At 40.7% G+C, this 25,850-nt stretch carries 25 protein-coding genes; 5 read left to right on the top strand and 20 right to left on the bottom strand.

Going from position 1 to position 25,850, the window contains the following annotated elements:
- The first annotated feature begins 138 nt into the window (after positions 1–138).
- Positions 139–336, top strand: coding sequence for a hypothetical protein (locus LS67_RS09810; RefSeq protein WP_058122012.1), 198 nt, complete (start codon positions 139–141; stop codon positions 334–336).
- A 49-nt stretch (positions 337–385) separates the two neighbouring features.
- On the top strand, positions 386–1,156 hold the full coding sequence (locus LS67_RS07245; protein WP_138109664.1) for an alpha-1,2-fucosyltransferase: 771 nt from the start codon (positions 386–388) through the stop codon (positions 1,154–1,156).
- On the opposite strand, the gene LS67_RS07240 is transcribed toward LS67_RS07245, so the two are convergent.
- The 19 genes from LS67_RS07240 to fliW form a co-directional block, all read right to left on the bottom strand.
- A complete protein-coding gene (locus LS67_RS07240) occupies positions 1,149–1,880 on the bottom strand; it encodes a tetratricopeptide repeat protein (RefSeq protein WP_034328014.1) in 732 nt (243 codons plus the stop codon). The genes LS67_RS07245 and LS67_RS07240 overlap by 8 nt on opposite strands.
- Positions 1,880–2,866: a tRNA dihydrouridine synthase gene (locus LS67_RS07235; RefSeq protein WP_034328016.1), complete on the bottom strand. Its 987-nt coding sequence runs from the start codon at positions 2,864–2,866 to the stop codon at positions 1,880–1,882. Before LS67_RS07235 ends, LS67_RS07240 begins: the two co-directional genes overlap by 1 nt.
- 1 nt (position 2,867) lies before the next feature.
- Positions 2,868–4,079: a carboxynorspermidine decarboxylase gene (gene nspC / locus LS67_RS07230; RefSeq protein ID WP_442906980.1), complete on the bottom strand. Its 1,212-nt coding sequence runs from the start codon at positions 4,077–4,079 to the stop codon at positions 2,868–2,870.
- 8 nt (positions 4,080–4,087) lie between these two features.
- A complete protein-coding gene (locus LS67_RS07225; RefSeq protein ID WP_034328019.1) occupies positions 4,088–5,053 on the bottom strand; it encodes a chemotaxis protein in 966 nt (321 codons plus the stop codon).
- A gap of 58 nt (positions 5,054–5,111) precedes the next feature.
- Positions 5,112–5,840, bottom strand: a complete 729-nt coding sequence (gene pssA, locus LS67_RS07220) for a CDP-diacylglycerol--serine O-phosphatidyltransferase (protein ID WP_034328020.1) — start codon at positions 5,838–5,840, stop codon at positions 5,112–5,114.
- Entirely contained in the window at positions 5,830–6,468 is a 639-nt protein-coding gene (locus tag LS67_RS07215; protein WP_034328021.1) for a phosphatidylserine decarboxylase, read from the bottom strand. Before LS67_RS07215 ends, pssA begins: the two co-directional genes overlap by 11 nt.
- A gap of 17 nt (positions 6,469–6,485) precedes the next feature.
- Positions 6,486–8,390: an ATP-dependent zinc metalloprotease FtsH gene (gene ftsH / locus LS67_RS07210; RefSeq protein ID WP_034328022.1), complete on the bottom strand. Its 1,905-nt coding sequence runs from the start codon at positions 8,388–8,390 to the stop codon at positions 6,486–6,488.
- A gap of 16 nt (positions 8,391–8,406) precedes the next feature.
- Positions 8,407–9,444, bottom strand: a complete 1,038-nt coding sequence (locus tag LS67_RS07205; RefSeq protein ID WP_201274028.1) for a 50S ribosomal protein L11 methyltransferase — start codon at positions 9,442–9,444, stop codon at positions 8,407–8,409.
- Positions 9,445–9,461: 17 nt separating this feature from the next.
- Positions 9,462–9,836, bottom strand: coding sequence for a chemotaxis response regulator CheY (locus tag LS67_RS07200; protein ID WP_034328024.1), 375 nt, complete (start codon positions 9,834–9,836; stop codon positions 9,462–9,464).
- Between the two features lie 104 nt (positions 9,837–9,940).
- Positions 9,941–10,657 carry a 1-(5-phosphoribosyl)-5-[(5-phosphoribosylamino)methylideneamino]imidazole-4-carboxamide isomerase gene (gene hisA / locus LS67_RS07195; RefSeq protein WP_034328025.1) on the bottom strand — a complete coding sequence of 239 codons (717 nt, stop codon included), beginning with the start codon at positions 10,655–10,657 and terminating at the stop codon, positions 9,941–9,943.
- 2 nt (positions 10,658–10,659) lie between these two features.
- Positions 10,660–11,514, bottom strand: coding sequence for a hypothetical protein (locus tag LS67_RS07190; protein ID WP_034328026.1), 855 nt, complete (start codon positions 11,512–11,514; stop codon positions 10,660–10,662).
- 17 nt (positions 11,515–11,531) lie between these two features.
- Positions 11,532–12,725, bottom strand: a complete 1,194-nt coding sequence (locus LS67_RS07185; RefSeq protein WP_173644073.1) for an N-acetylmuramoyl-L-alanine amidase family protein — start codon at positions 12,723–12,725, stop codon at positions 11,532–11,534.
- A gap of 8 nt (positions 12,726–12,733) precedes the next feature.
- Entirely contained in the window at positions 12,734–13,819 is a 1,086-nt protein-coding gene (locus tag LS67_RS07180; RefSeq protein WP_034328027.1) for a nitronate monooxygenase, read from the bottom strand.
- A 9-nt stretch (positions 13,820–13,828) separates the two neighbouring features.
- Positions 13,829–15,037 carry a tyrosine--tRNA ligase gene (tyrS, locus tag LS67_RS07175; protein ID WP_138109662.1) on the bottom strand — a complete coding sequence of 403 codons (1,209 nt, stop codon included), beginning with the start codon at positions 15,035–15,037 and terminating at the stop codon, positions 13,829–13,831.
- Positions 15,038–15,039: 2 nt separating this feature from the next.
- A complete protein-coding gene (locus tag LS67_RS07170) occupies positions 15,040–17,199 on the bottom strand; it encodes a RelA/SpoT family protein (protein WP_034325908.1) in 2,160 nt (719 codons plus the stop codon).
- A 9-nt stretch (positions 17,200–17,208) separates the two neighbouring features.
- Positions 17,209–17,433, bottom strand: a complete 225-nt coding sequence (locus tag LS67_RS07165; protein WP_034325910.1) for a DNA-directed RNA polymerase subunit omega — start codon at positions 17,431–17,433, stop codon at positions 17,209–17,211.
- A gap of 69 nt (positions 17,434–17,502) precedes the next feature.
- Positions 17,503–18,213: a UMP kinase gene (gene pyrH / locus LS67_RS07160; protein WP_034325911.1), complete on the bottom strand. Its 711-nt coding sequence runs from the start codon at positions 18,211–18,213 to the stop codon at positions 17,503–17,505.
- A gap of 93 nt (positions 18,214–18,306) precedes the next feature.
- Positions 18,307–20,337, bottom strand: coding sequence for an ATP-dependent helicase (locus LS67_RS07155; protein WP_034325912.1), 2,031 nt, complete (start codon positions 20,335–20,337; stop codon positions 18,307–18,309).
- Positions 20,338–20,351: 14 nt separating this feature from the next.
- A complete protein-coding gene (gene fliW, locus LS67_RS07150; protein ID WP_034325913.1) occupies positions 20,352–20,774 on the bottom strand; it encodes a flagellar assembly protein FliW in 423 nt (140 codons plus the stop codon).
- 71 nt (positions 20,775–20,845) lie between these two features.
- Between fliW and LS67_RS07145 the strand changes: the two genes are divergently transcribed.
- From LS67_RS07145 to LS67_RS07135, 3 genes are all read left to right on the top strand, one after another.
- Positions 20,846–23,635: a valine--tRNA ligase gene (locus LS67_RS07145; protein WP_034325914.1), complete on the top strand. Its 2,790-nt coding sequence runs from the start codon at positions 20,846–20,848 to the stop codon at positions 23,633–23,635.
- Positions 23,636–23,650: 15 nt separating this feature from the next.
- A complete protein-coding gene (locus LS67_RS07140; protein WP_034325915.1) occupies positions 23,651–24,310 on the top strand; it encodes a rhodanese-like domain-containing protein in 660 nt (219 codons plus the stop codon).
- 127 nt (positions 24,311–24,437) lie between these two features.
- Positions 24,438–25,457 carry an MBL fold metallo-hydrolase gene (locus LS67_RS07135; RefSeq protein ID WP_052082221.1) on the top strand — a complete coding sequence of 340 codons (1,020 nt, stop codon included), beginning with the start codon at positions 24,438–24,440 and terminating at the stop codon, positions 25,455–25,457.
- An 18-nt stretch (positions 25,458–25,475) separates the two neighbouring features.
- On the opposite strand, the gene LS67_RS07130 is transcribed toward LS67_RS07135, so the two are convergent.
- Positions 25,476–25,817 (bottom strand): dihydroneopterin aldolase, encoded by a 342-nt coding sequence (locus LS67_RS07130; protein WP_034325916.1) that lies wholly within the window; start codon positions 25,815–25,817, stop codon positions 25,476–25,478.
- Positions 25,818–25,850: the final 33 nt, after the last annotated feature.

Raw genomic sequence — 25,850 nt, 5'->3', positions numbered from 1 at the left:
TAAACACGCTCATTATGGCACACATTGTCATATATAAAAGCTTTTTCATTTATTCTCTCTTTTGCCCTACGAGATTTTTATACCATTTGGGTGGGTTTGTTATAATTTGCCCCTATAATAAGCCAAAGGAGATAGATTGTGAAAGTATTGCTACAAGGAGGATTGGGAAATCAAATGTTTCAATACGCATTTGCTAGAGCCTTAGCGCATAGAGGCTATAAAGTCGCCCTTGATGCGGCGTGGGGATACACAAAATATTCTCATTTCTATCCAAATTCTATTTTTAGCCTAACAAGAAAGAAATTAATGGGGGGGGGGGATAAAGCAAGAAACTGAACATATCCGCAACCTTGAATTACAACAATTTGCAATCTCTCTACCAATCATGCGCTTCAACCCACCAAAGCCACATAGCAAGGATTTTTACAATCTTATCGCTACAAAAATGATGACGCGTCTATGTCCTTTCTATTCCCCTGCAAATCGCCTCATTTATCCATTTTTTACCTATGAATCTCAATCTCTGCTCGACACATTTCTATCGCGCAAAACCTTTCGCCCACACAGCTATTTTATAGGTCATTTTACAAATCTCAAATATTTTGAAGAGGTAGATTCTATATTAAGAAAAGAATTTGTGCCACGCACTATTTCTTTACACACGCAGTCTCTCGCCCAACAAATCACTGCCACACCAAAAACCGCCTTTTTGCATATTCGCAGGGGAGATTATCTTATAGATAAACATTGGCGTTTTATAAAGCTTGGCAGTGCGTATTATAATGCTGCACTCAAAGCACTTATAAAAAGTCAAAAAAATCCTGTGGTATTTGTTTTTAGCGATGATATATTATGGTGCAAGGAACATTTTACACAATACTTAGATTCTATGCTTTATCGCCAAGTAGAATTTGTATTTATGGAAGGTAATGCAATAGAAGACCTCACGCTTATGCGAAGTTGTCAAAATGGTATTATGGCAAACTCCACTTTTAGTTATTGGGCAGCATATCTTATAGACAACCCCTCAAAGCTCATTTATGCGCCTGCGTATAATTTTTATGAGCCACATCGTAATGTAACAACCCACCTCCCGCATTCTTGGCAGAGATACGAGCATATTTGGGGAATGAGGATAGATTCAGAATCTACTTAAGCCTACCTACATAATCACACGCAAATTGATTATCAAGGCTGCACGCACGATTGTAAAAATCCTTTGCCTTTGTCAAATCACTCGCCACACTTAATCCCTGCTGATAAATCTCGGCACTAATTACACAGGCGTATTTTAACCTCTCATCACATTTTTTAGAATCTAGCTCCAAAGCCTTATGATGAAGCCCACTCGCCCTTTGCAAGTCCTTATCCACATTCACGCCATAAAAATAATACGACCCCAGCACGAAACACGCATTTTCTATCTCATTCTCACACATCACGTCAAGGTAAGATAAGCCCTTTTCCACATCTTTTGGCGCACCTAGTCCATCAATGAGTGCCACCGCTTGTATAGCACACCACTGCGCCCCGCCCTCCTTACACGCCTGCAAACTATAATCATAACCAAGCTGATAGTATTGCTTTGACTTTTCAAGATTCTCTTTTGAATCCTTCTTATCCCTCGACTTCGTATCATAGTAACTCCCTAGATACAAACACGCGCCCGGGTGCTTCCTATCACAAGCCTTTTGCAAATTCTTACTCGCCTCATCGGCATTTTTTACCCACATCGCCACAGCTTGATAAAAAAGAGAATCTGCGCTCTCTATATCTTTAAGCAATTCACTCTCTAGCAAAGTCTCTTGCGTATTTTCTACATCATTTGCAAACATTAGAGTAGCCACAAAAATCACAACATACTTTAGGAATTTTCGCATTAGCTCGTCCTTTTGTTGAGATGCACAAGTTGGGGAAAGGCATTCATCACCATTTGATTATTTGAAAAAAACTGCTCAATATGCGTCTCTATTATTTTCACATCTTCTAGTCGATTGACAAGGTCGCGGAACTCACTCGCACCCTGATGCCCCTTTGCATACGCGTGAAGATTCTTGCGAAACATAATCGCCCCACGCTCCCCATAAAAATCAATCATTTTTTTAAAATGCTGCAATACAAGCTCCTGCTTGATGATTGGCGGAATCTCCTGCGTATTGTGCTTAATCTGCCAAAAAATCCACGGCGCACTAAGCGCTGCCCTACCTATCATCACACCATTTGCACCCGTGCGCTCTAGCACCTCTCGCGCCTTACTTGCGCTATCAATCTCGCCATTAGCAATTACAGGTAAATCCACCTGCGCCTTGATAGAGGCAATCGCGTCATAATCTATTCTCTCTTTTTTATAGCCATCAGCTCTTGTGCGCCCGTGAATCACCACAAAATCACTCTTGACATCTTTTAATGCCTGAGCGATTTCGTGAGGGATTTTTTTATCAAAACCAAGCCTTACCTTGAGGCTCGTATAGGGAGTTTTAGCATTCTCCTTAATGAGATTTGCAATTTTTACAAGCAGATTCAAATCTTTGAGTAGTCCGCTGCCATTGCCGTGATTTGCTACCTTTGGTGCAGGGCAACCACAATTTAAATCAATAATATCAATGCCCTCTTGCTCGTTTAGAATCTCCACCGCTTTTTTGATAATCTCCTCTTTTGAACCCGAAATCTGCACGCTATATGGCTGCTCTTCTTGGGATTTTTCAATCATTTTAAGTGTGCGGGTGTTGTTATACACAAGGGCGTGGGAGCTTATCATCTCACTCACGGTAATATCCACGCCAAAGCCCTTTACCACGCTGCGAAAGGGCAAATCAGTATATCCTGCAAGGGGGGCTAACATAAGGAGGTTATCAAATCGTATCATTCTAGTTTCTTTGCTTATAGTCGTTGTAGTCAAAGCTTTTTAAAATTCGCCACACACCTTGCGTATCAATCACGCCAAGTGAGGGAAGCCCCACGCCATTAAAGGTGGTATTTTTCACAATCGTGTAATGCAACATATCCTCAAAAATCACTCTATCCCCTATACACAAAGGCGTATCAAAGCTATAATCCCCTATGACATCACCTGCTAGGCAAGTAGGTCCGCCTAAACGATACTTATACGCGCCCACTCCCTCACCCTTATCAGATTCTAAACCATTAGCCGATGAAAGCTTTGTGAGTGCTGGACGATAGGGCATTTCAAGGCAATCAGGCATATGACAACTCGCACTTACATCAAGTATCGCGATAGGCATACCATTCTCCACAATATCCACTACCTCGCCAATTAAGAATCCAACCTGCCATCCCACCGCCTCACCCGGCTCTAAAAACACCTCTACATCATTGTGCCTCGCCTTAAAATCCTTGATAAGTAAAACGAGTAAATCGCGATGATAATCTGCCCTTGTGATGTGATGTCCGCCGCCAAAATTTATCCATTTCATTGAGCGAATATAAGCACCGAAATGCTTTTCAAAGTGCGGCAAAGTGCGTTTCAGTGCAGTAGAATCTTGCTCGCAATGTGTGTGAAAATGTAGCCCTGAAACATCCTCTAAGCCATATTGTGCTACGCCCTTTTGAAATGCACTTGGTGTAATTCCCAAACGAGAACCAGCGATACAAGGATTATAAATAGGTGGCTCTACCTCGCTATACAGCGGATTCACACGCAAACCCACTTCAATAGGAGCAAGATTTTGAATCTTGAGTTGCTGATTTTTAGATTCTATAAGCGGCTTAAAAGTCTGCCATTGCGCAAAAGAATTAAAAATAATATGCGTTGCGTATTCTATGATATGGAGCATTTCTTGTTCTTTATACGCGGGGGAAAACACACACACTTCCTTGCCCTGCGCCGCCCCACCTATCTCCTCAAAGCCAAGCCTTGCCTCATATAATCCACTTGCGGTGCTACCATTCAAAGTTTTTCTAAGATTCTCAAACACACGCCAAAACACATAACCTTTAAGAGCTAATAGAATCTTCGCGCCGCTTTGTTTTTGCACAGATTCTAAAATAGCGAGATTATTATTTAGCCTCTCCTCCTCAAGCACATAGCAAGGAGAAGGGAGTGTGAGAAGTGTAGAAATATCACGCATTATTTAAGGATAAATTTTCTTACTGCAGCTTCAATTTCTACTGGATTGGATTTAGAGATGAATTCACTCGCATTGAGTGAGCGCGCCATATCCTCATTACTGCTGCCGCTCATAGAGGAATTTACGACAATAGGCAAGTGTGCAGTTGCAGGATTTGCCTTGACTTGCTTAATCACCTCAAACCCACTCGCTTCAGGCATTTCAAGGTCTGTAATAATCATACCCACCGCACTAATATCAGTCGTAGGAGCAAAAAGGTAGTCAAGCAAGTGTTTGCCATTGATAAAATCGTGGTGAACGACACCGAGTTTATTGAGGATAAGCTGCATTGTGCGAAGCACGGTGGGGCTATCATCAGCCAAAAGAATGCTTTTTGTCGTATCCACTTGAGAAATCTTTGCAATCCCATCTTCTTTATCTTTTTCAATCCACGGAAACACATCAATGAGCATTTTTTCAATATCCACTACTTGCACTAAGCGTCCATCAAAATAACGTGTGCGGCTTACAAGCTTACCATTGTGTCCACCACCACCTATGCCCACGCCCTGTTCTATTTCTGTCCATTTTTTGTTTAATATTCTATCTGCCTCATAAATTCTCACCCCAATAGTCCAGCGAGAAAACTCGCAAATCATAATAATATCTTCCTCGCCAGAAGCTCTTTTCACGCCACAATCACGCAAATTTTTGCCTTTATTATTGCTATCGTAAAAAAACCACTTACGCATATCAATGAGGGGAACGGTCAATTCACGAATAGTAATAAGTCCCTCTACAAGGCTATTATTCTCGTGTGTAACAACCGTGAGTGCGCCCCTATACTTTATAACCTCACGAATCTTAAACACATTCACCGCGTATAAATCTTTACCTTTTTCCAAACGAAAACAAAGGAGCTGTAACTCATTATTTTTATGAAGACTCGTTACCTGATCGATGTTTGACATACTTGTTTTAGACATAATCGCACCTCATTTTCAAAAATACTTATATCCTAGCACAAAATCACTAAATATAACTTTATACACCACCGCTTCTTTGGTTAGATTTTGTGCCAAAACGCATTTTTAGCACAATCACAATCCAGCGCACAATACCATACACGACATAACCACTCATTAAAGCACACAACATCACTTGAGGATTCACATATATCACACCAAGAAGCAGAATGACTGCTATGAAAGATTTAAAATTCCACTGCATTTTCTTAAAACTAGGATAGCGGATATTGCTTACCATAAGGATACTAAGAATAAAGCTACTGCCAAGTATGGCGTATTCATAGCCATAGGATTTGATGAAATCATATTCTAAATCCACAAGCACCCATAACATTAGCACGACCGCCGCGGAGGGGATAGGCAGACCGATAAAAAAATTTGGCTCAGAACTTGAAGTAATATTAAAACGAGCCAAACGCACTGCACCAAGTATCACAAAAATAGCGGGTACACTCATACCCACTCGCCCATAATCAATGCCCACATAAAAATACAGCAAAAAAGCTGGAGCAACACCAAAAGCCACGACATCAGCTAGAGAATCAAACTCCACACCAAACTTACTCGCAGTATTTGTGAGCCGAGCAACCCGCCCATCAAGCCCATCAAGAATCATTGAGAGCAAAATTAACCAACAAGCAGATTCAAAATGCCCTTTTGATGAAAAAATAACACTCAAAACACCTAAAAAAATACTCCCAGCAGTAAAGAGATTAGGTAAAATAAAGAGTGGATTAAACTTCATAAAAATATCCTATTACGCTTTGAAGTGCCTTCACCCTGTCACCAATGCTTACCTTAAGTTCAATATCAGAATCTACGCCCTTTTGTCGCTTTTGTGGGATAATAATGCGTGTCATACCAGCTTTCATAAACCCCATACGCTCACCAACATCTAAATTACTCGAAGCAAAAAGCTCTTGAGATGAAAAGAATATAGGATAAAAATCTATAGAAAATGTCCTCTCTTGCAAGCTTTCAAAGCGCATAGTTGCGTTGAGTGTATTACGCTTTTCCTTACTGCACCAAGTAAGATTTAAACCTTTCTTTTCGCTCATCTTACCCTCTACAACATCGCAAGGGGAGCGTATTACACCTACATCGATAAATCTTGTCTCAATAAGAATACTTATGCGTTCCTCATTCGCATCAATATCCCTCACAATACCATCGACAGGCGATACAAAGACATTGCTCTCACTCGCGTTTGGAATCCTCTCAGGATTGCGAAACATCGCAAGCCACAAAACAAGCATTACGCACAATACAAATGCGCACACGTTCCAATCAAGCCACAATGTCAGCACAAATGCCACCAGAAGCACCAATGCCCCTACCCAGCCTTGTTTTGCAATAATTTGCGTAGTAGTCATTTGCTCTCCTTATCTTTTTATACTTCTTCTTCCTCAATGGGAATAAGGCGTGATTGCAGATTATTCGCTTTCTCATACTCTTCTATAATCTCCCGCACGCGTGCGCCATCAATCACTTCTTTATCAAAAAGCTCTTTTACCATACTTTCAATGGCATCTTTATAATCACGTAATAGATTTTTTACATAGGTATATCTCTCATCAAGCGTATTTTTGATATGTGTATCAATCTCTTGAGCAAGTTGCTCACTAAATTCTCTGCTTGCTCCGCCACCGCCTAGAAAGGTATTGCGTTGTTTTTCAAGCACCATAAGCCCACTCACATCAGTCATTCCATAATAACTAATCATTGATTTGAGGATTCCTGTTGCGCGCTCTAAGTCATTACTCGCTCCGGTTGAAATTTCGTCCAAAAAGACTTCTTCAGCAGCGCGTCCGCCTAAAAGCACATCGACTTCTGCCATAAGCTCGTGCTTTTGCATAAGATAGCGATTTTCTTCAGGTGTGTGGAGCGTATAGCCAAGTGCCGCCATACCGCGCGGGATAATGGAGACTTTATTTACCCTATCCGCACCCTTTGTCATTTCAGATACCACAGCATGTCCGCTTTCGTGATAGGCGACAATCTTCTTCTCTTTTGGCGAAATGCGCCGTGATTTTTTCTCTAATCCAGCAATGCCTCGCTCAACCGCTTCTTTGAGATGCTTTTGGCTTACTTCTTTTTGATTCTCACGTCCTGCAAGGAGAGCAGCTTCGTTAATAATATTTGCTAAATCCGCTCCAGCAAGTCCAGCAGTAAATTTTGCAATCTCGTGCAAATCCACATCACGTGCCAAAGCAACATCTTTGATATGCACTTTGAGAATCTCCAAGCGCCCTTCAAAATCAGGTTTATCCACAAGCACCTGCCTATCAAATCGCCCCGGACGCAATAACGCAGGGTCTAGAATCTCCGGGCGGTTTGTCGCGGCAAGGACAATCACGGGAGCAGATTCAGAACCAAATCCATCCATTTCGGCTAAAAGCTGATTGAGTGTTTGCTCTCGCTCATCGTTGCCACCCACCATACTTCCAGCGGCACGACTTTTCCCAATGGCATCAATTTCATCAATAAAAATAATGCTAGGTGCGTCCTTTTTCGCCATTTCAAACAAATCTCTTACACGACTAGCCCCTAAGCCCACAAACATTTCAATAAAGCTGCTTCCACTCATTGAAAAAAATGGCACATTTGCTTCGCCCGCTACGGCTTTAGCAAGGAGCGTTTTTCCTGTCCCGGGAGGTCCTACCAAAAGCACACCTCTTGGAATCTTGGCACCGACTGCCGCATAGCGCTCGGGGTATTTTAAGAAATCTACAATTTCTACAACCTCTTCTTTTGCCTCCGCATTCCCTGCCATATCATCAAAGCGCACATTAGGTTTTTCGGCATTGACAAGTTTTTTGGCATTCCCCATACCAAAAATGCCCCCGCCCATACTCTTTTGCATACGCGCAGTAAGGAACATCCATAGGGCAAGAATAATAAAAATAGGCAAAAGCATATTGACTAAATCGCCCAAAAAGCTACCTTCACTAAAGCCACTATACTCTATCTTTTTTTCATCAAGCAGCGGCACAAGCCCTAAATCAGCGACTTTCTTAGTCGTATATAAAATTCGAGGCGATGTGTTGATAGAGTAGGCTTTAATATAAGTCTGCCCGATACTTACAGAGCCTATCTCACCCTTTGAAATGAGTTCTTTTAGCTCATTATAACTAATCTCTTTTGTAATACTCCCTCCCAAAAATTTATCTGTGAGCGAATCTCCCCCGCTTGGCGAAAAAACCTTAAATAAAAGCAAGGCAAGAATTACAAAGATAGCAAAAACAAGAAAAGGATTCTGTTTAAAGGGTGGTTTTTTTTCATTTGGATTTTCCATATTTTGTCCTTATTATTTAATTATTACAAGTTAATTTCAAGGCTATCCACCCATCCTTGGAGCGGACTTCCAATACTTCAAAGCTACTAAACGAGTCTATTATATCAAATTTATATTCATCAAGTATGCCAGAGAGTATTAAAACTCCATTTTTAGCACATTTTGCTTTAAAGTCGTTGTGTAAAAGCTTCACAATAAAAGCAACGATATTTGCCACAATCACATCATATTGCTTAGGTGTGTGAAGTGGGGCTTGAGCTATGCTCCCCTGCCATAAGCCCTGAAGTGCTACATCATTGAGCGTGGCATTTTTATGGCACTCCTGCGTAGCAAACTCATCAGTATCGCAGGCATAGACTTTCGCACCGAGCTTACAAGCTGCGATACTCAAGATTCCACTACCGCAGCCAACATCAAGCAAGGTTTTGCCCTCCAAATCCATTTCACTCAAAAACTCAAGGCACATCGCCGTGCTTGCGTGATGTCCTGAGCCAAAGGCAAGGGCGGGATTAATGATAATCTCGCGTAGGTTTTGGTGAGAATCTACAACACCTGTAGTGTGTGCGATATGATCTTTCAGTATTTCATCAATATTTATGTTTTTAGCATCTTGAATAATAGATTCTTTCCATAATGGACGAATATAAAATCCCCCACAAATCACTGGCTCAATAGAATCTTCATATGCCTTAATCCAATCACAATTTGATTTTTCCTCTATATGATAGCAAAAGCCTATATCCTGCTGCGTATTGTGAGCAAGCATAGAGCTAAACTCACGTAATGTTTGCAAAAATGCCTGTATGCCCTCCGCATCTAAGTAATCTAAGCGGGTAATAATCTGTGTGTTTTGTTTTGAGGCTTTTGCCTCTGTAATACTAAACCCCGCACTTTGCCAAGAGCAGTCTTCGTAAGTGATAGCAAAAGGGTTTGATACAAGAGAGATGTCGAGGTATTCTATAGCAACGGAGGTCGTACTAATAACAAACTCAGCAAATTGTTCCAAAAAATCATTTGGGTGGATAATAATCTCAAAGTATGTCTGCTTATCCACCATAAAAAGCTTGTAGTTTATTCACTCACACCTAGCACAACTTCGAGCTTTTCTTTTAGCACTTGCGGTGTAAAGGGTTTCACAATATAATTATTCACTCCGGCTTTAAGCGCAGTAATTACCTCTGCCTTACCACCTTCTGTTGTAACCATAATAATAGGGATAGATGTATATCGCTCATCAGCACGCACTTTTTTGACAAGCTCAAGTCCATTCATTTCAGGCATATTCCAATCGGTAATAAGCACTTGTATCCCTTCGGTAGTATCCATAATTTGCCACGCTTCTACGCCGTGTTCAGCCTCCAAAATATCTTCATATCCCAAACGTTGAAGTGTGTTTTTTATGATTCTTCTCATTGTGGAGCTATCATCAACAACTAGTAGTTTCAAGTTATCTCCTTAGTTTAAATACAGACAAACAAAAGGGGCATTTTAGCATATTTTTGTATAAATCCATACAATCACATATATAATTTTTGAAATTTACATTATTTTTAGTGAGCATAAAGCCTCAAAGCCTGTTTAATGTCTATTTTCCCCTCATAAAATGCCTTGCCTATGATAACGCCACTAATGTGTGGATTCTTACTCAGTGCATTTAGTTCATCTATACTTGCAAATCCACCGCTCGCAATCGTATAGATTCCGCTATTTGAAGCAATATTTTCCGTAAAAGATACATTGATACCGCTTAGCGCACCATCGCGATTAATATCAGTGCAAATAATCGCCTCTACTGCGCTTCCTGCAAATTTTTTTGCTAATTCATTTGAATCCATACTGCTTTCTTGCGCCCAACCTTGTGTTGCTACCTTACCATCACGCGCGTCAATCCCCACAGCTATGGGATAAACCTGCGCCATTCGCTTCGTAAAATTCCAATCTTTCATCGCCACAGAGCCGAGTATCACCCTTGATACACCCATTTGCGTATAAGTCCTAATACTCTCCTCATTGCGAATCCCACCGCCAAGCTGCACTTTTAACGATGTAGAATACAGAATCTGCTCAATCACCTTCAAATTCTGTGGTTTTCCGGCAAATGCCCCATTTAAATCTACAATATGTAAATATTTCGCACCCATATCTTCAAATTTTTTAGCAAAATCCAATGCCTCGCCATAGATAGTAGCACTCTGCATATCTCCCTTAAAAAGCCTAACCGCCTTACCCTCTTTTAAATCAATCGCGGGATAAATATCAAGCGCCATTGCTACTCCTCAATTGGTTTAGTATCTTCATACATCCACTCGGCACACCAACCTACAAAAGCAAATACCAAAAATACATAACGAGCATTCAAATAGTTGTCCGAAATAGAAAGCATAGAGGTGCAAATAAAACACATAATGATGCCAAGTATGAGCAGAGCAAAATTCATATATTCGTAGAATGAAAAGGGTTTCTTATGTTTTATCATTACCCACACAAGTAAAATTAAGCCAATAATAAATGCCAAAATATCGATATACGCATATATATTATCGCGGAAATAATAAGGCTGCACGGAGAGCCCAAAAAGCATTACTATGACTATATTTATCGAGGGGCGCATACTATCAAGCACACTGCCTAGCTTGCTATGTCGGTTAGGGCGCAGGGCAAAAATCTCAAATAAAAGTGGCAGATACACAAAAAATATATATACGCAAGAGACAATCATAATGTGAGGCAAATAATCCGCCAAAAGCTCAAGAAACCCACGATGATAAATACTCCCCTCAATAGCAAACATATCCATAATATCCTCTGGCTTTGGCACATAGGCAAGTTTTAGTATCACAATATAAACGCTTATAACTCCAATGATGAGCATAATAATATGCTTAAGCGAATCTCCCACCTCACGCCAACTTGAAAGAATTAAGAATACGCTACAAAACACAAAGGTACAGAAAAACAAAAATGTAATTAAATGATCAAAGAGCTGGTCCTCGCGCATAAAAATCAAAAACAAATACGAAAAAGAATGTGAAAATTGTGAAATAAAGAGCGTAAGGCTAGTAAAAACAAAAAGAGAGAAAAAAAATGATGAAAAAATGATCGTAATGCGCGTAGGTTGTTTCATTCTCACTCCTTAGGGTTCTAATAATTTCTTAAAAAATATCCATCTACACCATTAGCTATACCTTTAGCAAGTAGCTTTTGATAGTCTTTTTTTGCGATAAGTTTGCCCTCACTCTTATGCGAGGCATAGCCAATCTCAATAAGCACTGAAGGCATAAGCGCACCGGCTAACACCCAAAAAGGACCTTCTCTCACTGCGCCATCGTGAGTATTATGCTGTGTGCGCACCTCATTCAAAATACCTGATTGAATCTCAATGGCAAGTTTGTGAGAGGCGACAAGATGAAAGGTACTAATCGTATTTAAAAACGACTTTGTGGCAAAATGACTCATTGTCTCAATATCACCTTGGTTTTCTGCCTTTGCCACTTGTTCGGCGCGCTCACTCCGCGCGGGAGAAAGGAAATAAGTCTCCACACCATTAGGAGTTTTCGCAGAATCTTTGGGTATAGAGTTTGCGTGTATAGAAACAAATAAATCCGCATTTTTAGCATTTGCAAATTCCGTGCGCTTACGCAAGTCAATATACATATCACTATCACGCGTCATATACACGACATAGCCACGACTTTTTAACTCATCTTTTAGAATCTTAGCTACATTTAGCACAATCACCTTTTCACATACATCTTCAACACTCTTTGTGCCGCAATCTTTACCTCCGTGTCCCGCGTCAATCACTATTTTTTTATTAGACTTTTTTATATTTTTTGGTGAAGTCGCTGCCGTATTTATTGGCTTTGATGTTTGTTGACTCTGCACATTTTGGTTGGATTTATTTGTCTCTTGACTCGTTGAATTGGTTGGATTCTTTATGGGTTGATTCGCCGATTGCGCGGATTTGTCTTTTTTTGCTACTTCACTTTCTTTTTTGATAAAGATATAGAGATTCTCTTTTTCTTTCGCAATTTCATAGGTTGATTTGGGTTGGGTGGCAATCACTACACGGACAATCTTTGGTGTATTTTGCGCTACTTGCAAGGCAGAATTGTCTTTAAAAATAAAATTGCGGCGCGGAATAGTGAGATTTGCCTCAAAATCGATAAAACTCTTATTCTCTTGTAGTTTTTTGACTTGCCAAGTGAGGTTGCTAATATCATTTGCAAAGACAATTTTTACATTGTTATCGCCAAAAGGCACCATTCTTACAATGCGATGCTCACCATACAGGCACAAAAATATAAGGCATAAACTTGCCACAATCCGCAACATTCACACCCCTAGTTTTGGACTAATTCAGCGATGATTTCTTTCACTGGTTGAATCTTTTCAATTCTATATCCATTTGCTCCCGTAAAATATAAGCCATATTCCCTATCGCCATTATGGGCACGTCCCAAAGAATCTGCTATGCAATAACCTACTTTTTTTGCCTCTATACCTCTATGACAAGGTGTTACGCAGTTACTAATGCATCGAATCTTCGGTGCATCGCCTCTTGCCATTGCCTCAAGCACACCTGCTTTCACTGCGCGAGCAGGATAACCCACTGGAGACTTGATAAGCTCAATATCATCTTTGGTGATATGTGGCATTAAGTCCCTATATGCAAGGGCGTCGCATTCTAAAGAACCAAGCCACTTTGTCCCCATTTGCACACCACTCGCTCCTAAGGCGAGCATTCTATCAATATCACTTCTATCCCAAATACCGCCAGCGGCAATAACTGGAATATTGCCCCATTTTTTTGCCTCACTCACAACTTGCGGCAGCACATTTTCGAGCTGATATTCTTCCTTGAAGCAGTCCTCATAGCTAAATCCTTGATGTCCTCCACTTAGGGGACCCTCAACCACGACTGCATCAGGCATTCTCTTGTATCTATCTACCCACCTCTTGCAAATAATTTTTAATGCTTTAGCAGAGGACACAATAGGCACGAGTGCGACATCGGGAAAATTTTTTGTAAATTCTGGCATATTTGTGGGAAGCCCAGCTCCTGTTACAATCACATTTGCCCCTGCCTCGCACGCATCACGCACCACACGACCATATTCATTAATGGCATAGAGAATATTTACCCCCAGAGGATTGTTGCCACAAATTTTACGCGCATTCTTAAAAATTTCATTTAAAGCCTGTTTAGAATAAAAATTAATTGCTTCAAAGGGCTTAGAATTAGTGATTTTCTCAACAAATTGCATTTTTTGATAATAGCCAGTGCCTACCGCACTAATAATGCCAAGTGCGCCCTCTTTAGACACATTTCCAGCGAGCCTATCCCAGCTAATACCAACACCCATACCGCCTTGAAAAATTGGATATTTAATCGTGTGTTTGCCTATTTTAAGTGGTTTTAATCCCATCATCTCCCCTTATACAATAATCACTTTTGCAAAGCGTCTCTTGCCAATTTGCACAATGTATTCGCCTTTTGAAAGCTTGAGATTAGAATCTACAACCTTTTCCTTATTGATTTTCAATGCCCCGGAACGAATATCCCTCATTGCTTGAGAGCTAGATACACATAGCTTTGCGCTTACAAGCACCTTAGCTATCCATTCGCCTTCGCTGCAAGTAAATACAGCCAAATCTGTGGGGATTTCATCTTTACTGAATACATTATCAAACTCTATTTTAGCTTTTTTTGCTAAATCTGCGCTGTGGTAGCGCGCAGTTATTTCTAAAGCAAGATTCTCTTTTGCAACTTTTGGGTGTATTTTACCCGCATCGACCTCCCCTTTTAGCCTCTCAATCTCTTGTAAAGAAAGCGTTGAAAGCAGCTCATAATAGCGCCACATCATTGTATCACTAATGCTTAGAATCTTCGCATACATCGTATTGGCAGATTCTGTAACACCGATATAATTTTGCAGAGACTTACTCATTTTTTGCACACCATCAAGCCCCTCAAGGAGTGGCATTGTCATTACGGATTGTTCTTTGTCTAAGCCATACGCCCTCTGCAAATGCCGTCCAACCAAAAGATTAAACTTCTGGTCATTGCCCCCTAGCTCAATATCACAATTTAAAGCAACAGAATCATAACCTTGCAAAAGCGGATACATAAACTCCACCATAGAAATGGGTTGATTATTATTGTAACGTTTGGTAAAATCATCACGCTCAAGCATACGCGCGACAGAAAACTTAGAAGTGAGCGTAATCATACCAGCTGCCCCCAACTCACTAAGCCACTTAGAGTTGAAACAAACCTGTGTGTATGCAGGATTTAACACCTTAAAAACCTGCTCTTTATAAGTGAGCGCATTTGCTTCTACTTGCTTCCTAGTTAGAGGCTTCCTCGTCTCACTCTTGCCACTTGGGTCGCCAATAGTCGCCGTAAAATCACCGATGAGAAACTTCACATCTCCACCATACTGCTGAAAAATGGCGAGTTTTTGCAAAAGCACAGTGTGCCCCAAATGCAAATCTGGAGCAGTAGGATCAAATCCAGCCTTCACACAAAATCTTTGCCCTGTGCTCAAAAAACGCTCCACTAAAGTAGCAATGTATTCTTGCCCTATAAACTCCACACAGCCACGCGAAATCTCCCGCATAACCTCTTGTGTCTGTATATCCATACCTATCCTTTCTGCCCTAAATACACATCTTTAAGATTGCTTAGCTCAATAATTTTGTATTTTTTATTGAGCATATCTCGTAATGCCTTAACATCAATCGTCTTGCTTTCAAAACATATCTCGCAATATGCCGAAAACTGCCTTTTTAGCACATCATAATCCACACTCAAAATATTGCAATTATTTCTTGCAAGTATGCCACACAAATTTGCCAAAACGCCCCTTTGATTTTCAAGCGCAATAATCATTTTATAGGTTGTCTTTTGCTCACTCGCCCACTGCACGAAAAGCATTTCGCTACCTTGGTCTATCTCGCCTAACGCCCGCTCACACATTTTGTGATGAATATATGCCTTCTGCGCACTTTTAATCGCCAAAATATTGTCACCATACTTGGGGTGGCAACAATAATCAAAAATGACCTCGTTAATATTGCGATTTGTATGCACGATGATATTATCAAACGAAAGCTCTTTAAGCTTAAGCATATTAATTTTAATCTTGCCTAAAAAATTTGCCTCACGCGCAAAATTACCCCTAATGCTATTTTTTACTTCTTTGAGAAACGACACATCACAGGCAGCTTTATGGATATTAGAATCTAGTCTATTTTCTTTCAAATAGCTCATAATCGTATATGTGGAACTATCAAAAATTGTTTGCAAAATATGCAATGCCACCTTTTTATCAATCTCCTTGAGCTTCGTTTGACACTGGATTCTAATATGATTCTTTGCCCTAGAGGTTTTTACTGCATCAAGCCAAGTGCAGCGCGGGGGGATCTTTTCACCACTTTGTGATACCACCACGCGCACAATATCACCATTTTTGAGTGGCTGAAGCAACGAAGCTTTTTGATGATTAATAAAAACCTCTTTGGCATTATCGCCTATATCACTATGCACTGCATAGGCAAAATCAAGTGCCACGGCACCCACAGGGAGACTATAAATATCTCCAGCAGGAGAGAAAACCACCATATCTTCTTTATATAAGTCATTTTTAGCTAATTCATAAAACTCCTCAATGGTATCATTTTGATACTGCAAATTATTGAGCCATTCTAAATTTGGCTCTCGCCCTCCACTTTTATATTTCCAATGCGCTGCCACGCCATACTGCGCAGACTTATGCATATCAAAAGTGCGAATCTGAACTTCATAGATGCTCGCACCCTCAAATATGGTCGTATGGATTGTTTGATAACCATTTTCTTTAGGAATGGCGATATAGTCTTTCAAGCGCGAAATTACAGGCGTAAGCTGTAAATGCAAGAGTCCAAGCACCTTATAACACTCTAAGCTCGTAGGCACGATGATGCGCACCGCTAATAAATCAAGGATTTCATCAATACTCACGCCCTTGCGCTGCATTTTGAGATAAATCGAATAAAACCGCTTTACACGACTTTCTACAACAAAATCTTTTTGTGTGAATCCATTTTGTAAAAGTATAGTGGTAACCTTCTGTATAAATTCATTGAGTTTTAATGTAATGGATTGATTGTTTTCACTGATGTAATCTGCGATTTTCTCATATTCTTGGGGAAAAATATAAAAAAAACTCCTATCTTCTAACTCGTTTTTGAGTGATGAGATACCAAGCCTATGAGCGATTGGCGCATATACCATGAGCGTTTCTTCGGAAATGCGCTTTTGCTTGTGTGGGGGGAGTGCATTAAGCGTTAGCATATTATGCATTCTATCACTGATTTTAATCACAAGAGCACGAATATCCTTAATAGAGGCAAGGAGCATTTTTCTAAAACTCAAAGCGGAGGCTGTGAGCTTATCATCTGGGCTACTACTTAACTCCTCATTGCGAATCTCCACGATTTTTGTTAGCGCATCGACTAAATGCCCCACATCCCAGTCAAACTCTTTCTGCACATCTTCAAGCGAATAAAATGTATCCTCTACCACATCGTGCAATAATGCCGCACAAAGCATTGTTTCATCGCCACCATAAAACGCCACGATACACGCCACGCAAAGTGGATGCACTACATAAGGTATACCACTCCTGCGGAGCTGTCCGTTATGGGCGTCCATTGATACATCAATAGCCTTTTGCACCTTTGGGGTAATCTCTGCTAATGTTTGAAGCTTAGCAACAGCAGATTCTATATCGTTGATTTGAGCAATCTGAGCGAAAAAGTCCAAAATATATTCCTATTCTTTATCCTCAATAGAGGTAAGCTCTATCTTACCCTCGGCAATCTCGCGCATAGCAATATCTGGTAACTTGTCCTTTTTTACATCTGCATCTATAAGAGGTTTTGCACCCTCTCCCAATTCTTTCACACGCTCAAATATGAGACTTGCAAGCACATATCTATCATCATTTACGCGCTTTAGTGCTTTTGCAGCAATTTCTTCTGTCCGTAATGTATCCATATACTATCCTTTGAAAAGTTTTATTTCGCGAAATTGTATCGTTTTTTGCTTTGTTTTAGCCTTATCTTTTTATTTAACAATTGAGCAAATACCCTTATCAAACTTCACGAGGTCAAGCAGATTGCCTTTTTTAAACATATTGCATACCAAAATAGGTAGCTTATTATCCTTGGCAAGGGCGATTGCGGTATCGTCCATTACCTTGATATGATCCCTCAAAGCCTCATCATAACTGATTGTATCAAGCATTTTTGCATCGCTAAACTTATGAGGATCTTTATCATACACACCATCAACTTTTGTCGCCTTGATAATCACATCTGCGCCGATTTCCACCGCACGCAAAGTAGCCGCACTATCTGTTGTAAAAAATGGATTTCCTGTCCCCGCGCCAAAAATCACCACTCGCGCCTTTTCCAAATGCCTAATCGCTCGGCGGTAGATATAACTTTCACACACTTCCTTAATCTCTAGCGCACTCTGCACACGCACATCAATTCCCAAATATTCCAAAGCCTCCTGCATAGCCACCGCGTTGATAATGGTCGCGAGCATTCCCATATAGTCCCCACTCGTGCGACGGATAATACCCCCTTGTGCGGCGGACACACCTCGTATAATATTCCCTCCGCCAATCACTATGCCAACCTCAATACCATTATCTACAAGCGTCTTAATCTCACCCGCGATATATTCTAGAATCTTCACATCAATGCCAAATCCACTATCGCCCGATAATGCCTCACCCGAAAATTTCACCAATACACGCTTATAGCCCATAGCCTATCCTTTGAATTTAAGTTTGCCATTCTAGCCTAAAAGCTTAAATAATATTAAAGATATTAGAATATCATCTTGCAAGATTCCAATATCTTAGATGACGCTATCTTTATGAAGTAGCTCACCTTCGTAAAGAAAGGTTGAAGGCGCATAGTTGATATTTTTCAGCGCGTCCTTTTTAGCAAAGGATAAGACAAGATTCTCTTTTGCACGAGTAATCGCCACATAAAAAAGCCTACGCTCCTCTTCTAAGCTCCCGCTCTTACTCATTAGCTTTCGATTTGGAAATCTCCCGTCCATTAAATCCACGATATACACATTTTGAAACTCCAAGCCCTTTGCGGCGTGTATGCTAAGCAAATGTACTCCGCTTCCCTCCACCGCCTCGCTTGAGCCAAGTATCATCGCATTGAGAAACTTGCCTAAATCGGTGTGATTCCTTGATAAATCATACAAAAGTGAGCATTTACGCTTAATAGATTCTAAAACATTCTCAAATCGCTCACTATCGACTATGCCGTCTTTGTTTTTCGCACGAATCATAGCAAGCATATGCGCAATTTGCATAAAAAATTGAGAACTGGCGATGTGGCTAACAAGCACCTTTGGATTTCTCATTGTGTGAATCTCGTGGAGCATTTCATAAAAATTGCTTAGAAATATCGCACCCTCCTTATGAATCTTAGGATGTTGCAAAATAGGGTGAGAAGCAAAAGATGAGGCGATAAACTCATCAAATCGCCCTTGAGATTCTAAGGTAAAAAAATCATCAAAAAGCCCAAGTTGTGTATTTTTATGCCTCTGCTTATAGACTCTTGCACTCTGCTTTGGCTGAAACATTCCTTTGATACAATCCCCCTCTCCTAACACAGAGAGTGCCTCATAAATATCCTTTGCAATCGCTTCGCCTATGCCTTTTCCATAGCTTAGAGTGTGGATATATGCCATCATATCACGCGGATTATGCACAATAGAGCAAATATCGAGCAAGAGACTTACTTCCTTAGTATCAAAAAAACTCATACTTCCTTTGCGCTTTGAAGGGATATTGAGCTCTCTCAAGCTTGCCTCGAGCCCATCTGCACTTGAATTATTACGAAAAATAATCGCTGTATCCTCATAGGGGCGATTGCTTAGTGCGATATATTTTGCGATGCCCTGATACTGCAAAAAAAGCTCATCATACACCAAAAGCTTTGGCGGGGCGAAATCCCCCTGTTTAATCACTTCTAAATGCTTTGGATAAATGCGCTCATTCTTTTCAATCACCCGATTTGCAAGATCAAGTATATGCTTACTTGAGCGATAATTTTTACTCAATGTTAAAACCCGTGCATCTGCATACTTTTGTCTAAATCCGCTAATAATACTAATATCCGCACCATTAAAGGCATAAATACTTTGGTCATAGTCCCCCACGCAAAAAAGGCTGGGAGGGGAGAGCGCATCAAGTATGCAATCCTGCAGGGGGTTTGTATCTTGGTATTCATCACAGAGCACCTCTTGGAAAAGTGGCTCTTTAAGTTGGAGCAAAGATTTTCTATAAAGTATAAGCAAATCGTTATAATCCGCATAGTGATGAGTTTTTTTGAGTTCGCTAAATTCCGCAAAAATATCCTCATAAATCTCCACATAAGATTCTTGCTGGGGATTCTTTTCAGTAAGCCACACGCTGAAAGTTTGTTTTGGGGCGGAGTTTATAAAAAGCGAGTAGCACTCATACAAATAACGCGCGGCATAGGGTTTAGAATCCTCTTGCATAAAAACGCGCTTATCATAAATACTTTTAAAAAGCGTAAGAAGTTCTTTTGGTTGCTTAAGGTGGATATGATAATTCTCTCGCAAATAGCGATATGCCACAGCGTGAAATGTGCCAGATTCTATATTTTTTGCTATTTTCTCGCCAAAAATTTTCGCCACACGCGCAATCATCTCGCTACTCGCCTTGTTTGTAAAAGTGAGAAGCAAAATATCGCTAGGATCATAGCCGCTTTGTAAAAGATAAGCTATGCGCCCGACAATCGTAGCCGTCTTACCTGTCCCTGCCGAAGCGATGATGAGATTATGTCCACTGGGTGCTTTTGCTGCCTCTGCTTGTTCTGCATTGAGTGAGGAGAGTGGCATAAGGCAGGCAAAAACTATTTGCTAAGAGTTTGCAGAATCTCTGTTGATAAAAACTCTTTTAAAGGTTGCACCTTGCTAAATTGAGGATATTCCGCCACCGGCAAAGTCGTAACTTGCAAACAAGAGGCATTTGCTGGATTAAACACAAAAGGTGCCATAAGATTCACAATAGAATTTTCGATAGGATTTTGCACGACAACAACGCAATACACCTCTACTTTATCGCCCCTCTTTTCGTCCAAATCAAGTAGCTTTTCATCAGCAGTGGGGATAGTGAAACTATAATCACACAAAGAAAAAGGATTCACAAGTGTGATTTCAAAGGGCTTATCTCCGTCTAATGCGCGGATTTTGCTAAAAGTATCATCAATCTTTTCAAGCTCCACTTTCTTAGTGCCCTCAAAGCCCAAAATATCCATCTTTAGCTCATAAGTCATAATTAACCTCCATTTTGTTTTTAGCATTGTGGTATTATAACAAAAGCAAATTAAATACCAAAAGGCGTTTTATGAATCCTGCAGGACAAAACACACAAGAAACAAAAAAAGGTTATCAGCCAAAAGAGATAGAATCTCATTTTTATAAACTATGCGAGGAGCGAGGATACTTCGAGGTTGAGGGGAATAAATCTCTTTGGCAAGATGCACAGCAGCATTTTTGTATTATGATGCCTCCGCCAAATGTTACAGGCACACTGCACATAGGGCACGCGCTCACTTTCACATTGCAAGATATTATCACGCGCTTTAAACGAATGGACGGCTTTAAGACGCTCTATCAGCCCGGACTCGACCACGCAGGAATTGCTACGCAAAATGTCGTGCAAAGGCAACTTGCAACACAAGGTTTGACAAAGGAGAGTCTAGGCAGGGAAGCATTTATTGCTAAAGTGTGGGAATGGAAAGAACAAAGCGGGGGAATGATTTTAAACCAAATGCGCCATTTAGGCATTACCCCTGCGTGGTCGCGTCTGCGCTTTACTATGGATAAAGGCTTACAAAATGCGGTAAAAAAGGCATTTGTGCAGTGGTATAATCAAGGACTCATCGTGCAGGACTACTATATGGTAAATTGGTGTGTGCAAGACGGCGCACTCTCTGATATTGAAGTAGAGTATGAGGAAAATCAAGGCAAGCTCTACTACCTGCGCTACCCTATCTTAGAAGATTCTACAAATGTGGATTCTATAAACGCACAGAGAGCTTTAGAATCTAGGCAATACATCATTGTCGCTACCACGCGACCAGAGACTTTCTTTGGCGATAGCGCGGTTATGGTAAATCCAAACGATGAGCGATACAAGCACTTTATCGGCAAAAGTGTGATTTTACCACTTCTTAATCGCCCTATTACTATTATTGCGGATTCACACGTGGATATGGAGTTTGGAACTGGCTGTGTAAAAGTAACTCCCGCGCACGATGTGAATGACTACGAGGTAGGCAAGAGGCACAATCTCCAATCAATCGTGATTTTCAACCAAAAAGGCATTTTAAACGCAGAGGCTGGGGAATTTGAAGGGCAAGATAGGCTGGTAGCGCGTCCTCTGATCGTGCAAAAGCTAGAGGAACTTGGCTTTATCGAAAAAATCGAGGATTATACAAATCAAGTCGGCAAATGCTACCGCTGCGGTAATGTCGTAGAACCCTATGTTTCAAAGCAATGGTTTGTCAAAAAAGAAGTTGCAACAAATGCTATAAAAAAAGTAAATGATAAAGAGCTACATTTTTTTCCACCGCAATGGCTGAATAACTACAACGCGTGGATGAGGGAGCTTAAGGATTGGTGTATTTCTCGGCAGCTGTGGTGGGGACATAGAATCCCCATGTGGTATTGCGAATGTGGGCAAAAAGTTGCCTCAATAAATGACAATCCTACCTGCCCCAAATGCCATAAAAATATCACAAAGCAAGATGATGATGTGCTAGATACTTGGTTTAGCGCTGGCTTATGGGCGTTTAGCACATTGGGTTGGGGAAATGAAAAGCAGCAAGATACAAATACTCCTCAATCTTTTAAAGATTCTATAAGCAACGCGCAAGATTCACAAAAAGCCCTCTATGCGGATTCTGATTTGAGCGAGTTTTATCCAAATACTTTGCTTATCACAGGCTTTGATATTTTGTTTTTCTGGGTGGCGCGTATGCTTTTAAGCGGGGAATCGCTGCTGGGCAAACTCCCCTTTAAAAATGTCTATCTCCACGCGCTAGTGCGTGATGAGTTTGGGCAAAAAATGAGTAAATCTAAGGGAAATGTGATTGACCCACTAGAGATGATAGAAACCTATGGTGCTGATGTTTTACGCTTTAGCCTCGCTATACTTTGCGCACAGGGGCGCGATGTGAAGCTCTCCACCCAAACACTAGATAACACAAAAAACTTCACAAACAAGCTTTATAACGCCACGCAGTTTTTAAATATGTATTTGGAGCAACTCGGTGGCGAGGAGGCAAAACAAAAGGGCTTTGCAAATTTGAGCGAGATTCAGATTCAAAGTGCGCTCGGTGCTTATATGCTAATGCGCTTTAATGTCGCAACAAACGAGGTAAGAAACGCCCTAGAAGAGTATCGATTTGAGCAGGGGGCGAGTATTTTATATCGCTTTTTGTGGGGAGAATTTTGCGATTGGGGGATTGAACTTGCAAAGGCAAGTAAGGATTCTATTTATGAGCTAGGAGCAATATTTAAGAGCGCACTTCTACTTTTACACCCCTATATGCCTTTTATTACAGACTTTCTATGGCATAGTCTTAGTAAGAGCGAAATTGATTCTGCAGATTCTATTATGATTGCGCCCTATCCCAAGGCACAAGCACAAAATGCGAAAGATGAGGCATTGCAGAGGCAGTTTTACATCATACAAGATGTAATTGTCTCCATTCGCCGCCTTAGGGCTATGCTTGAGCTTGGCTTAGCACCCATTGAACAGGTGTTTATCAAAATAAAAGATTCTATTGATAATGCACTTTTAGAACAATTTGTATGCAAACTCGCAAAAGTCGGCACACTCACACTTATAGATAGCAAACCTGAATCAAGCGTGGGCGATGTAGGGGAATTTTGCGAGTGCTTTATCCAGTTACGAGGTATTGATTTGAGCGGCATTATCTCGCGTCTTACAAACCAAAAGGGCAAGTGCGAGAAAGAATTACAAAAACTACAATCTATGCTTAGTAATGAAAAATTTGTCCAAAACGCCCCAAAAGCCGTGCTAGAACAAAATCGCGCGAACTTACAGAACACACAAGAAAAATATGATAAAATTTGCGCCGAACTTGATGCGCTTTTACACCCATAAAATTAAGGAGAAAAAATGAAAAAAATGCTTATGTTTGCACTATGCCTAATGTTTTGGGGCTGTGCAGATTCAAAAGATGAAAAGAATACTAGTGCTAAGTTTGTCGATATTTATCCGCAGGTAGTGGCACTCACAGAGAAAAGGGCGGCTGGTGATGAGGCGGGCGCAAAAATGATACAGGATTCACTCCTGCAAAGTGGCATAGCGCACAATCTCATCGAGGATACCGCTTCGCTCATTTCTCGTGCCGCAACGAGTGGCTATACACTCATCACACCAAATGAGCTAAACGCGCATAATGGTGAATTTGTGATTATCTCTACCCTGCCTCGCGGTATTTATAATCTAGGGCTAATCCCTAATGCAAAGCATTTTGAATTTGCCATTAGCCCAACGCTTAATGACAATGGGAGCGAGTGGAATTGGGAAGCTGATGCGCTTTCGCGCCCACAAGAAGAATTTATCCATCTACTTGGAGAAAATAAAGACGCAAAAATCGTCTTTTATGACAGCGGGGAGCATATCTATGCGCCTATGGGAAGTGCGCACATAGGCATTATGTGGGCTAAACATCTTGGCTACACGCAGCTTTATCGTCTCGTGGGAGGATTTAATGCGTGGAAAGATTTAGGATTGCCTATCACCACAGAAAAACCTCACTGCTGCGAGATGTAGGATAAAAGGGTTTATTCAATCCATAATGCTTAAAAATGAGGGTGCAAAGGTTGTGAAGTGAATCTTGCCTTTGAGTTTAAAGAGGTTGTTTTTCTAAATTTTTACACACTTGATACGAGAGGGAGATATGCTGAAGCATTCGCGCAGATTCGAAAATGACCCTATCGTATATCCTACTCAAACGCTTAAGCCTGTTGGTGCTAAGGAGCAGCACATTATAGAATCTTACAGCCATTATGAAGATTCTATAATGCGATTTTTATTTAAATCTTTTCTCCCCCATAAGCATATTACCATACCGAGCATAAAAAGCAATCTTTACAATATGCCCGCACAGGATAGTTTTGTGTGGTTTGGGCATTCCTCTTATATGCTGTGGCTTGATAGTAAAAGCATACTTTTTGACCCATTAATCGGGGATAATGCCTCACCCCTGCCATATATGTTTCGCGCATTTAATGGAGCTGATATTTTTAGTGCAAGTGATTTTAGCAGTATTGATTATCTTATTATCACACATAATCACTATGACCATTTGAGCAAGGCAAGTATTCTTGCCCTCAAGGATAAAATAAAATGTGCTATTGTTCCGCTTGGCATAGGGAAAATATTGCACAAATGGGGGATAAAATCCATTATTGAGTTAGAATGGGGGCAAAATATTGAAATTGAGAATCTCACAATTCACGCCCTGCCTACAAGGCATTATTCTACACGTTCGTTGTTTGATAAAAATATGAGTTTATGGGCGTGTTTTGTGCTACAAAGCAGGGGTAAAAATATCTTTTGCAGTGGCGATAGTGGCTATGGCGAACATTTTAGGGTATTTGGTGAGCGTTTTGGAGGCTTTGATTTTGCCTTTATCGAAAATGGGCAATACAATATGCGCTGGGCGCAAAATCATCTCTTCCCACACGAAACCTTACAGGCGGCTATTGACATCAAATGCAAAAGGCTTATGCCTATTCATAATAGCAAGTTTGCCCTTGCTCCTCATCATTTTACACAACCTTTAGAATCTCTTTGCGCACTCTATGATTTAGGAAACAAAGATTACCCATTCTTGCTTTTGACGCCTCGTATTGGTGAAATTTTGCCGCTTTGGGAAAATATAAACACTATGCGTTGGTGGGGACAACTTACTTAGATTCTATGGTTATGAATCTTAAGTGAAATCGCGTGAAATACTTGCGCCAACGACACAAGGAGCGAGAATATCGGGCTTTTTGATACAAAGTGTGAGATGTGTGATACACACAAAATGCTTTTTAAGCTCATTTGCTATGTCTGTAAGGGCGGATTCTAAAAGTTCGTATGCGCCATTTTGTAGGCATTGGGTAATAGATTCACAAATATGCACATAATTGAGATATTCACCGCTATATTCATAGGTAATATGCGCCTCTATAAGAAGCCTTTGAGCTGCGATGCGCTCCTTAGGCAACACGCCAATAATCGTCTCAAGGGAGAGATTCTCAATATGAAGCGTGATAGATTCCGTATTCATAGAATCTCACACCTTTATTGCGATATGCTTTCA

The organism is Helicobacter sp. MIT 03-1616 (genome assembly GCF_000765685.2).
GTDB classification, from domain to species: Bacteria; Campylobacterota; Campylobacteria; order Campylobacterales; family Helicobacteraceae; genus Helicobacter_C; species Helicobacter_C typhlonius.
Note: the sequence above shows the minus strand (reverse complement) of the source record. Positions and strands in the feature narration are given on the sequence as shown.

What these genes read in the sequence shown, in the direction of transcription:
- LS67_RS07180 (WP_034328027.1), bottom strand. Translation starts at nt 13,819, where the DNA reads ATGGGATTAAAACCACTTAAAATAGGCAAACACACGATTAAATATCCA.
- LS67_RS07145 (WP_034325914.1), top strand. Translation starts at nt 20,846, where the DNA reads ATGAATCCTGCAGGACAAAACACACAAGAAACAAAAAAAGGTTATCAG.
- LS67_RS07245 (WP_138109664.1), top strand. Translation starts at nt 386, where the DNA reads ATGCGCTTCAACCCACCAAAGCCACATAGCAAGGATTTTTACAATCTT.
- LS67_RS07135 (WP_052082221.1), top strand. Translation starts at nt 24,438, where the DNA reads ATGCTGAAGCATTCGCGCAGATTCGAAAATGACCCTATCGTATATCCT.
- LS67_RS07215 (WP_034328021.1), bottom strand. Translation starts at nt 6,468, where the DNA reads ATGACTACTACGCAAATTATTGCAAAACAAGGCTGGGTAGGGGCATTG.
- pyrH (WP_034325911.1), bottom strand. Translation starts at nt 18,213, where the DNA reads ATGGGCTATAAGCGTGTATTGGTGAAATTTTCGGGTGAGGCATTATCG.
- LS67_RS07240 (WP_034328014.1), bottom strand. Translation starts at nt 1,880, where the DNA reads ATGCGAAAATTCCTAAAGTATGTTGTGATTTTTGTGGCTACTCTAATG.
- LS67_RS07155 (WP_034325912.1), bottom strand. Translation starts at nt 20,337, where the DNA reads ATGCCACTCTCCTCACTCAATGCAGAACAAGCAGAGGCAGCAAAAGCA.
- LS67_RS07235 (WP_034328016.1), bottom strand. Translation starts at nt 2,866, where the DNA reads ATGATACGATTTGATAACCTCCTTATGTTAGCCCCCCTTGCAGGATAT.
- LS67_RS07225 (WP_034328019.1), bottom strand. Translation starts at nt 5,053, where the DNA reads ATGTCTAAAACAAGTATGTCAAACATCGATCAGGTAACGAGTCTTCAT.
- fliW (WP_034325913.1), bottom strand. Translation starts at nt 20,774, where the DNA reads ATGACTTATGAGCTAAAGATGGATATTTTGGGCTTTGAGGGCACTAAG.
- tyrS (WP_138109662.1), bottom strand. Translation starts at nt 15,037, where the DNA reads ATGGATATACAGACACAAGAGGTTATGCGGGAGATTTCGCGTGGCTGT.
- LS67_RS07165 (WP_034325910.1), bottom strand. Translation starts at nt 17,433, where the DNA reads ATGGATACATTACGGACAGAAGAAATTGCTGCAAAAGCACTAAAGCGC.
- pssA (WP_034328020.1), bottom strand. Translation starts at nt 5,840, where the DNA reads ATGAAGTTTAATCCACTCTTTATTTTACCTAATCTCTTTACTGCTGGG.
- LS67_RS07185 (WP_173644073.1), bottom strand. Translation starts at nt 12,725, where the DNA reads ATGTTGCGGATTGTGGCAAGTTTATGCCTTATATTTTTGTGCCTGTAT.
- LS67_RS07130 (WP_034325916.1), bottom strand. Translation starts at nt 25,817, where the DNA reads ATGAATACGGAATCTATCACGCTTCATATTGAGAATCTCTCCCTTGAG.
- hisA (WP_034328025.1), bottom strand. Translation starts at nt 10,657, where the DNA reads ATGGCGCTTGATATTTATCCCGCGATTGATTTAAAAGAGGGTAAGGCG.
- ftsH (WP_034328022.1), bottom strand. Translation starts at nt 8,390, where the DNA reads ATGGAAAATCCAAATGAAAAAAAACCACCCTTTAAACAGAATCCTTTT.
- LS67_RS07140 (WP_034325915.1), top strand. Translation starts at nt 23,651, where the DNA reads ATGAAAAAAATGCTTATGTTTGCACTATGCCTAATGTTTTGGGGCTGT.
- LS67_RS07190 (WP_034328026.1), bottom strand. Translation starts at nt 11,514, where the DNA reads ATGAAACAACCTACGCGCATTACGATCATTTTTTCATCATTTTTTTTC.